Consider the following 10,030-nt stretch of genomic DNA (forward strand, 5'->3'; position numbering starts at 1 on the left):
TATTCCGGAGAATTCACCCCATGCCTCAAAACCATGATCAGTCAGTTACCCTGTCTAAGGCTGACTGGAAAATTGACAACCTCCATGATATTTTTCAGATGGCTCCCATAGGAATTTTTCAATCCACACCCCAGGGACGTTTTCTGCGTGTCAATCCGGCCATGTCCCGCATGTACGGTTTTGACCATCCCCAGGACATGGTCAATAACATTACCGACATATCCACTCAGATTTACGTCAACCCCTCGGACAGAAAAAAGTATGTTGAACTGCTGAACACTCATGGAAAACTGTCATCGTTTGAATGCAACCACAAAAAAACAGATGGCACAACCATCTGGGTATCCATGGATGTTCAGGTCATGCAGGACAGTTCTGGAGCAACAGTTTATCAGGGTTTCATTACAGACATAACCAGTCGGATAAAGGCTCAGCAGGAAGTTCAGCAGCAGCTCGTACTTAAGAGCACCATGCTCAACGCTCTTGGCGAGGGAGTTTATGGTGTGGACATGGAGGGCCGATGCACCTTCATCAACCCTGCAGCTCTTGAAATGCTCGGATTCTCTGAACAGGAGGTCCTGCACACCAACCAGCACGATCTTTTCCATTATAAACGTCTTGACGGCAGATCATACCTTCATGAAGAATGCCCGATTTACAAGACCGTCAAGGACGGAAAAATAAGAAAAATCAGGGAGCATTTTATACGTAAAAATGGTGATTTTCTTCCTGCACTCGTCACTGCTGCCCCTATAGTTTCCCAGAATGAACAGACTGGAGCAGTTGTGATTTTTCTTGATACTACCCAGGATCAGAAATACCAGCAGACATTGCAGACTATTGCTGAAAGCAACGTGGACCAGAAAGAGGACGTGTTCAGCTTTCTGGTGCGCAACCTGGCTGTTTCCCAGGGCAAACGCTACGCTTTGATAGGTGCCTTGAGTCCTCATGGCGATGAACTGATTAATACCCTTGCGGTCTGGGACACTCAAGGGTTCACAGACAATTTCAGCTATCACCTCAGTGGAACTCCATGTGAGAATGTGATTAATCGCGACACATGTTTTTATGAGGACCATGTTCAGTCAGAGTTTCCAGAAGATCACCTGCTGGAGCAGATAAATGCCAGAAGTTACTGGGGAACTCCCCTCAGAGACATCAGCGGCAAAGTGACAGGCATACTGGCCCTGCTGGACGATAAGCCCATGCGTCATGACAACAGAACTCTGTCTCTTCTCAAAAGCTTTGCCATTCGAGCCTCCATGGAAATGGAAAGAAGAACAGCCCAGGAAAAATATCAATTTTTATTTGAAAGCATGTCTCAGGGAGCTGTTTACCAGAAAACCGATGGAACCATTATTGATTACAACCCTGCAGCCCTCAAAATCCTGGGCATTACTGCCGACCAGATCACGGGCCGCAGTTCCATGGACCCAGCCTGGAAGACCATAAAGGAGGACGGTTCTCCATTTCCGGGAAAAGACCACCCGGCCATGCAGGCCCTGAAGTCCGGAAAAACTGTTATAGACCAGGTAATGGGGGTCTACCATCCTTTGCATGATCAATACACCTGGATCATTGTCACTGCTGTGCCCATTTTTTCTCAGGGGGCAGACAAGCCTTACATGGTCTACACCACCTTCCAGAATATAACACCCTTGAAAAATGCGGAGCAGGAGCTTGTTCAGGCCAAACAGGCTGCTGAAGCTGCCAATATAGCCAAGAGTGAATTTCTGGCCAATATGAGTCATGAAATCCGTACGCCCATGAACGGCGTCATCGGCATGACCGAGCATCTGCTGGATACTGATCTTACACAAGAGCAGCGCCGATATGCATCAATCATAAAATCCAGCAGTGAAGGACTTCTGGAGTTAATCAACGATATTCTGGATTTCTCCAAAATTGAAGCCGGAAAACTCGAATTGTTCCCTAAGCATTTTCACCTCGACCATCTTCTGAACAGTTTCAATCAGGACATGTCCATGAGAGCCAGAGACAAAAACCTTGAATACACGCATAACTTCCCGGACCATCTTCCATCATGCGTCAAAGGAGATGAGCTTAAAATCCTTCAGATTCTGACCAATCTCATGGGCAACGCCCTGAAATTCACAGAGCATGGCCGGATCAGTCTTGATGTCTCCATCTTGAATCAGGAAGACAATCATATCTGGCTTGAGTTTTCCATAGCCGACACCGGACCGGGCATACCTGAGACAAGCCGGAACTCTCTTTTTGAGAAATTTTCACAGGTGGATTCCAGTGCATCCAGGAAACACGGCGGTACTGGACTGGGACTTGCCATTTGCAAACAGCTTGTTGATCTTATGGAAGGAAAAATGGGAGTTGACAGTACTCCTGGCAAAGGATCACGTTTCTGGTTCCGGATTAAACTGCTGACCCAGAAAGTATGTAACCTTGAATCGGATCAATCTGCTGAAGACAATAAAAAAAGTTCTCAGCCCGCCAGCTCCGCTCCTGCCTCAATCCTTCTTGCTGAAGACAACGAAGTAAACCAGATGGTAGCTGAAAAAATCCTAAAAAAAATGGGACATAAATTAGACATGGTCAGTGATGGATATAAAGCTGTTGAAGCCTTTGAGCAAAAATCCTACGACCTGATCCTTATGGACATTCAGATGCCGGGCATGGATGGATTAGAAGCCACCCGAAAAATCAGGCAGCTGGAAAAAAACACTAACACCACCAGAATTCCCATCATTGCCCTGACAGCCCACGCCATGACTGAAGACAAAAATAAAAGCATAAAGGCCGGAATGGATGACTACCTGACCAAACCGGTCAGGACCCAGGACATTAGTAAAACTCTTCAAAAATGGATCAATATGAACACTGAACCAGCATCTCACCAGCCCAGGCCTGATATCCAGATACCTCGAGTCTTCGACCATGCTGCTTTTCTGGACAGAATTATGGATGATATTGACCTGGCCCGTGAAATAATTGCTGTCTTTCTGGAAACAGTACCTGACAAAATCGGCACCATAAAAAAAGAACTTGCTTCCGGACAAAACATAAGCATCAAAAAATCAGCGCATGCCATCAAAGGCACTGCAGCCAATACAGGCTGCAACACCCTGTCCGATATAGCTGCAAAGTTAGAAAAGGCCGGCTCCTCAGATGACTGGGATGCCATGAAAAACCTGCTCAAAGATCTGGAAGAACAGTTTGTGCTGGTGAAAAAAGAGATGGAGTGCTTCCTTGAGGATGCCTGAGCTTTAAAAGTCAGACCTGTCAGACCAGTCCGACTTGTCCGACCTGTCCGACTCCTCCCTCTTCACCGGCCAGACAGGCACATCCTCCCTGAAACCTTTCTTCCGGCTGGCCTGTCTCATACGGTACATTCGCTCGGTAAAGCCTCCCTGCTCCAGAAAATCTTTTTCTAAGCGCTGCAGCTGCCTGGCCAGCAGAAAACTGGCCTGATGAGTCATGCACAGCATAACATTGGCGGATACTTCCGGGGCAACAGTTTTCATGGCGTGCAGGGCTGCCAGAAGAGGCTCATCAAATACATCTCCTCGACTGGAGAGCTTTAAAGTTTCAATGTCAGGACTGCCAGCCGGAGGTGGGAGCTTACCTGCCAGCCTGGCTCTCATTTTTAGCACCCGTGATGAATCTTTATGCCAGATTTTCAGGTTATTCTGGCAGAGATAATCTTCATAGTCCCGGATAAGCTCCCCAAGACTCGCCCTTGCAATACTGGTCAACTTCAACTCAATTTTTCTGGAGGCCGCAGAACCCAGCGATCCTTCGGCAATATTCTGGACTCCACTTCTCGCTGCCTGCACCATTTGATCTTTCGTCCTGGACATGCGTGGAACAAACCGGTCACAAAAAATCACCGTTCCATCATAAACAGCCAGCGAAACCACAAAGCTGCGCAGTTTCCTGAATCCTCCATGAGCAGGAATAAGCCTGTCAATACTGTCTTTGATCATACCTGTCTCCAATGTATATAGTTTTAGATACAAAACTGAAATAAAGCCTGCAACAGCTTTATAACTCACAAAAAATCACAGTTTCATCATAAACAGCCAGTCAAACCACAAAGCTGCGCAGTTTTCTGAATCCTCCATGAGCAGAAATAAGCCTGTCAATTCTGTCTTTGATCATACCTGTCTCCAATGTATATATTTTCAGATACAAAACTGAAAAAAAGCTTGCAACTGCTTTACTGGCTACCATATAATAAACACATTTCAGACAGCCACTCCCATGCACATTAGAAGGACATACCAAAATGAAGACAAGCCCGTTACATCTCGTTGATGGCAAGTACACCTTCTCCGATCTGGTAGAATTGTCTGCCCTCAAGGCAATGTTTTATGATTTTTCCAAGGCAACCGGTATTTCTTCAATCCTGAAGAGCTATCCTGACCAGCAGATACTTATCAAATCCTGTGAGGGATTATGTACTGATTTTCACGGCAATGATGAAGAAACCAGAATTAATTGCCGGGAAAGCAGCCAGAGACTTACACAGGAACCATGCTCTCCCGGCGCCATAAGTATTGCTGAATGCCCCCTCGGAATAGTTGTTGGTTCATCAGCTGTCTTTATCAAGAGCGCTCATGTAGCCAATGTATTTACTGGCCAGGTCTTTTTTGAGGCGCCAGACAAAACTGTTTTCAGGGAAAAGGCAGAAAAATCAGGATTTGACGTTGCCCGGTATCTCAAGGCTGTGGACGATATACCAATTGTGTCCAGAGAGTCTTTTGAGCATTCATTGCGTCACTTAAGCCAACTGGCCATTATGCTTGGAGAGATCGGACTGTCCAATCTCAAAACAGCAGAAGTTCAGAAAAATCTCAGTCAGAGCGAGGCGAGATTCAGAGGCCTTGTGGAACACCTGCCGCACCGGGTCTTCATTAAAGACACTGACCTGAAATACATCTTCTGCAACAAGCAGTATGCCGATGATCTCGGACTGCAGAACCCCATAATGATCCAGGGTAAAAATGATTTTGATCTCCTTGATGATTATCTGGCCTCAAAATACAGGGAAGACGACACACAGGTACTTGAAAGTGGTGAAGTTCTCATTGTGGAGGAGCCATATTATACCGACTGGCAGGAACGCTGGGTCAAGACCATAAAAGTGCCTTACCGCAATGCCCAGGGTAAAATCATCGGCGTCATGGGAATATTTGATGACATTACAGACCAGGTTAATAACAGGAACGCTTTAAAAGTTCGGGAAGAACAGTTGAGCGAGGTTATTGAGAACCAGACCGAGCTTATCTGCCGTTTTCTTCCCGACGGGACCCTGACCTTTGTCAATGAAGCTTACTGTCGCTACTTTGATAAAACCAGGGAAGAACTCCAGGGCAGGCAGTTTCTTCCTCTTGTTCATGAGGATGACGAACAAATGGTAAATGAATCCTTTTCTTCCCTGAACCTGGAAAAGCCCCAGGTTACTTATCAGCACAGGGTTATCATGCCTTCCGGAGAGATAAGATGGCAGCAATGGACTGACCGGGCTTTTTTCGATCACCAGGGCCGGATAACCGGCTACCAGGCTGTAGGCAGAGATATAACCCAGCAAAAAGAGGCAGAAGAAGCTTTGAAAGCCAGTGAAGCCAGATACAGGGGGCTTATGGAATCCCAGCATGATCTCATTGTCCGGGTAGATACCGGGAACAGGCTGACTTATGTCAATGACACTTATTGCAAGACTTTTGGCAAAACCCGCGAACAATTGCTGAACCAGCCTTTTGCACCTCTGGTGCACGAAGATGATATAGAACATACCCTCAAGGCCATGGAAGATCTTTATCATCCCCCCTACAGAATACAGGTTGAACAAAGGGCCAAAACCGTTGACGGCTGGCGCTGGCTGCATTGGGAAGACAGTGCCATACTCAATGAGCACGGGGAGATAGTGGAAATTCAGGGTGTAGGCAGGGATATCACCGAACTCAAAAACCGGGAGGAAACCCTGCAGTCCATTTTCAAGGCCAGTCTTGAAGTAGCTTTTGTCATTACCGCCTTTGATGATCAGGATCTGTCCATCATGGAATTCAGTCCCGGAGCAGAGGAGATATTCGGGTACAAAAAAGAAGAGATTCTAAACAGGCCAGTTTCCATACTGCACTCAGCTGCAGATCCTGACACCATAAACAGTGCCCTCAATGACCTCAAAAATAACAGGTCATGGCATGGCAAAGTAACACTGGTCAGGAAAAATGGACAGCACTTTCCAGCCCTGTTTTCAGCGCATCCTTTCAGGATGAATGGTCAACCAGCCACTCTTGGGGTATCCATAGACATCACAGAGCTGGAAAAAACCAGGCAGGAACTTGTTGAGGCCAGAAAAAAGGCTGAATCAGCAAATCAGGCCAAAAGTCAGTTTCTGGCCAATATGAGCCATGAAATAAGAACTCCCATGAACGCTATTCTGGGCTTTGCTCAGATACTTGAAAGGGATGCGTCTTTATCTCCACAGCAAAGAGAACATATCCAGACCATCAACCGCAGCGGCAAGAATCTTCTGGATATCATCAATGATATCCTGGACATTTCCAAGATTGAATCCGGCCGTATCAAGAACAGGCCTGAAGATTTCAACCTGCATGAACTGCTGGATGATCTTGAAGTTCTGTTTTATGCCCGCACAGCTTCAAAAGGCCTTGCTTTGACTTTCAGCAGGCATGATCAGCTTCCTGAATATATCAGAGCAGACCAGGGCATGCTCAGGCAGATACTTATCAACCTTCTGGCCAATGCCGTCAAATTCACAGAAAAAGGGCACATATCACTGAATGCCGAGACCATCTCTGCATCCTCGCAGGATCACTCCAGCGGCGACAATCTGTTGTACATATCCATAGAAGATACCGGTGTGGGCATACCACCTGAAGACATAAACTACTTGTTTGAACCTTTTTTTCAGAGTTCTGAAGGAACCAAGGCCGGAGGAACCGGCCTGGGTCTGTCCATCAGCAGCCAGTTCTCCAGAATAATGCAGGGCAATCTTGAAGCCCGAAGCCAGCCGGGCAAGGGATCCATTTTTACTGTAAAAATTCCATTCACCCCTGCCCGAAACGTTATCCCAAAAAACCCCAAAAAATTGCAGCAGGCTGTCAATATCAAATCCCATTTTACAGCCCGCAGAATCCTTGTCGTGGATGACCAGAAAGACAATCGCGCGCTTCTGTCCAACCTGCTTGCCCCTCTTGGATTTCTCATTCAGGAAGCAGAAAACGGATCTACCGCACTGGAAATATTCCAAAAATGGCATCCTCATGCCATATTGATGGACATGCGCATGCCTGTAATGGACGGATACGAAGCTGTAAAAACCATCCGCTCTCACCCCAAAGGAAGGGAAGTCTATATTATGGCCCTCACTGCCAGTGCCTTTGAATGTTCCAGAGATGAAATTCTGCGCACCGGGGTTAATGAATATGTACGCAAACCATTTAATCCCGACGAACTTATCTCCATTCTTGGTGAAGCCCTGAAGATAGAATACCAGTACGTTCAGGTAGAGCCGGAATCCCATGAGAATAAAAATGGCTCTTCCCAGTCAGACAGTTTAAGCCCGGAAAAGTGGCCCCTGGAGACTGTCCAGCAGATGCAGGAAGCAGTTGAATTTGGTGACATAGCCGAGATTAAGGCGCTCATCTCCAGAATTGAACCTGTTGACCCTGCTGGAGCAACCCGGCTCAACAGACTCGCTGATACGTTTGATTATCAGGCAATGCAGCAGATACTTGTCCAGGCGGAGGAAAATAAATGAAAGATACCCGGCAAGATACCGTTATGATCGTGGATGATACTCCGGCCAACCTTAATCTGCTTACTGATATTCTTAAGTCTCAAGGCTACAGGGTTGCTGCCTTTCCTGCAGGGGAAGATGCTCTGAAAGCTGCCTCCAAAAGGCCACCAGACCTCATTTTGTTAGATATCAAAATGCCGGAAATGGACGGTTATGAGGTTTGCAAAAGAATCAGACAAAAGGACATCCTTGCTGACACCCCCATAATATTCATCAGTGCCCTGAATGAACCCGAAGACAAGGTCAAGGCCTTTTCCCTTGGCGGGGTTGACTACATTACCAAACCATTCAACGACCAGGAAGTGCAGGCCAGGGTGGCCACACATATCAGACTGCGTCATCTCAACAGGCAGCTTCAAACTCAAAACCAGCAACTGGAACAGCTTGTGGAAAATAAAGTCAGAGAGATTGCTGAATCCCAGCTGGCCACCATTCATGCTTTATCCGAGCTTGTTGAATCGCGTGATGTTGAAACCGGGGGGCACATCGAAAGAACCAGGCTCTACTGCAAGTTTCTGGCCTTAGAAATGAAAGAAAGCCCAAGATTTTTCGGCAAGGTTGGCAGCTCTTTTGTTGACAACATCTATAAGCCTCGCCATTGCATGATATTGGAAAGTTTGGAGTTCCAGACAGGATTCTTCTTAAAAAAGGCAAGCTCAACCGGCAGGAATTTGATGAGATTAAATCTCATGTAACCATTGGTCACCAGACTCTGATCAAGGCCAGAAAAAAATATCCCAACAACTCTTTCCTTAATATGGGCATTGAGATAGCGAGGTGGCACCACGAAAAATGGGATGGAACCGGATACCCAGACGGACTTTCCGGCACCCAGATTCCATTGAGCGCCAGGGTTATGGCCATTGCTGACGTGTATGATGCTCTACGTTCCAAACGTCCCTACAAACCGGCCTTCACTCACGAGCAAAGTGTTGAGATAATCAGGGATGGCTCAGGTACGCATTTTGATCCGGATATTGTGACATTGTTTGAAAAAATTGAAAAAAAATTTGCTGTTATTCATAACAGACAGAAAAACAGCCAGGAGGAAGACAGTATATGAGCCAGGACCAGCAACCAGCAACAGTCATGATCGTGGATGATACTCCGGCCAACCTGAATCTCTTAAAGGAGATGCTGGAGTCCGCAGGATACAGAGTGGTAGCCTTTCCTTCCGGTCCCATGGCCCTGAAGGCTGCTGTCAGAAAGCCCCCGGATATTATTCTGCTGGACATCAAGATGCCGCAGATGAATGGTTTTGAAGTTTGCCAAAGCCTGAAAAATCAGGAAAACACCCGGAATATTCCAGTCATTTTCATCAGCGCCCTGAATGAAACCCAGGACAAGGTTCGAGCATTTTCCGTGGGCGGAGTTGATTACATCACCAAACCTTTCCAGTCTGAAGAAATCTTTGCCAGGGTGGATACCCATCTCAAAATCCGCTCACTGCAGAAAAAACTTGTCAATCAGAATCGTAATCTGGAAAAAATAGTTCAGAACAGAACCAGAGAGCTTGTTGCAGCCCATGAAAAACTACTGGAACAGGATAAAATCAAAAACGATTTTCTGCACATGATTTCACATGAAATACGCACTCCAGCCAACGGTGTTCTCGGTATGGCTGAGATAGCCTTTGCCCTGTGCCCTGACTCTGAGGAAAAATCAGAATATGAAATACTGTTTCGCAAAAGCAGCCAGAGACTTGTTGATCTTATAGATGACGCCACCCTCATTGCGGACATGGAAAACCTTGACCTTGGCTCGTCAACAGGAAATGACATGCAGACTATTCTTGACCATGTCCGCTTGGAGCTTCCGGAAATCGACATACAACTCTCTTCGGGCACTAAACTCCGGGACATCCTGCTGGCAGGAGACCACACCCTGCTGCAAAGATCTCTCAGCACCATTTTGCTCATGGGGGCCAAATTTTCCAGAAATAACCAGCAAGTCCGGGTGAACATCCAGCAAAACCAGGATATGATCACCATAACCATTGATATGGACAATTTTTCACTTTCCCAGCACGAGGCAGAAGAGTTTTTTAACTTTGAATCACCTGTCAGATCATCTTCCGCCCTTCAGGAACTTGGCCTGGCCCCTGTGGTGGTAAGCAGGTTCATAAGCGCTCTCGGAGGTGAACTGGAATTGATCTGGCAGGGTGACTTTTCAGGACAGCTGAAAGCTTGCTTTTCATCTGCTGCAGGTTAGCAGTTGCACCTGCAT

At 46.7% G+C, this 10,030-nt stretch carries 7 protein-coding genes; 5 read left to right on the plus strand and 2 right to left on the minus strand.

The annotated features are described in order from the left end of the window. Positions 1-20 precede the first annotated feature (20 nt). Positions 21-3,239, plus strand: coding sequence for a PAS domain S-box protein (locus tag LZ23_RS22720; RefSeq protein WP_052507381.1), 3,219 nt, complete (start codon positions 21-23; stop codon positions 3,237-3,239). Positions 3,240-3,242: 3 nt separating this feature from the next. On the opposite strand, the gene LZ23_RS13820 is transcribed toward LZ23_RS22720, so the two are convergent. Both LZ23_RS13820 and LZ23_RS24190 read right to left on the minus strand, forming a co-directional pair. Beyond that, a complete protein-coding gene (locus LZ23_RS13820) occupies positions 3,243-3,962 on the minus strand; it encodes a four helix bundle suffix domain-containing protein (RefSeq protein ID WP_084591063.1) in 720 nt (239 codons plus the stop codon). Between the two features lie 100 nt (positions 3,963-4,062). Further along, the gene (locus tag LZ23_RS24190) at positions 4,063-4,209 is read right to left on the minus strand and encodes a hypothetical protein (RefSeq protein WP_157493235.1); all 147 of its coding nucleotides are present in this window, start codon (positions 4,207-4,209) and stop codon (positions 4,063-4,065) included. Positions 4,210-4,264: 55 nt separating this feature from the next. Between LZ23_RS24190 and LZ23_RS13825 the strand changes: the two genes are divergently transcribed. Genes LZ23_RS13825 through LZ23_RS13835 form a run of 4 tightly spaced genes read left to right on the plus strand, consistent with a single transcriptional unit; the run spans position 4,265 to position 10,015 of the window. Beyond that, positions 4,265-7,765 (plus strand): PAS domain S-box protein, encoded by a 3,501-nt coding sequence (locus LZ23_RS13825; RefSeq protein ID WP_045215017.1) that lies wholly within the window; start codon positions 4,265-4,267, stop codon positions 7,763-7,765. Continuing rightward, complete coding sequence (locus LZ23_RS13830; RefSeq protein WP_198146000.1) at positions 7,762-8,499, plus strand: response regulator; 738 nt, start codon at positions 7,762-7,764, stop codon at positions 8,497-8,499. The genes LZ23_RS13825 and LZ23_RS13830 overlap by 4 nt, the downstream gene beginning before the upstream one ends. Then, on the plus strand, positions 8,403-8,867 hold the full coding sequence (locus LZ23_RS24730) for an HD-GYP domain-containing protein (RefSeq protein WP_198146001.1): 465 nt from the start codon (positions 8,403-8,405) through the stop codon (positions 8,865-8,867). Before LZ23_RS13830 ends, LZ23_RS24730 begins: the two co-directional genes overlap by 97 nt. Continuing rightward, on the plus strand, positions 8,864-10,015 hold the full coding sequence (locus LZ23_RS13835; RefSeq protein ID WP_052507382.1) for a hybrid sensor histidine kinase/response regulator: 1,152 nt from the start codon (positions 8,864-8,866) through the stop codon (positions 10,013-10,015). Before LZ23_RS24730 ends, LZ23_RS13835 begins: the two co-directional genes overlap by 4 nt. The last annotated feature ends 15 nt before the right edge of the window (positions 10,016-10,030 follow it).

Origin of the sequence: Desulfonatronovibrio magnus, assembly GCF_000934755.1 — a bacterium.
GTDB lineage: Bacteria > Desulfobacterota > Desulfovibrionia > Desulfovibrionales > Desulfonatronovibrionaceae > Desulfonatronovibrio > Desulfonatronovibrio magnus.

What these genes read in the sequence shown, in the direction of transcription:
- LZ23_RS22720 (WP_052507381.1), top strand. Translation starts at nt 21, where the DNA reads ATGCCTCAAAACCATGATCAGTCAGTTACCCTGTCTAAGGCTGACTGG.
- LZ23_RS13820 (WP_084591063.1), bottom strand. Translation starts at nt 3,962, where the DNA reads ATGATCAAAGACAGTATTGACAGGCTTATTCCTGCTCATGGAGGATTC.
- LZ23_RS24190 (WP_157493235.1), bottom strand. Translation starts at nt 4,209, where the DNA reads ATGGTAGCCAGTAAAGCAGTTGCAAGCTTTTTTTCAGTTTTGTATCTG.
- LZ23_RS13825 (WP_045215017.1), top strand. Translation starts at nt 4,265, where the DNA reads ATGAAGACAAGCCCGTTACATCTCGTTGATGGCAAGTACACCTTCTCC.
- LZ23_RS13830 (WP_198146000.1), top strand. Translation starts at nt 7,762, where the DNA reads ATGAAAGATACCCGGCAAGATACCGTTATGATCGTGGATGATACTCCG.
- LZ23_RS13835 (WP_052507382.1), top strand. Translation starts at nt 8,864, where the DNA reads ATGAGCCAGGACCAGCAACCAGCAACAGTCATGATCGTGGATGATACT.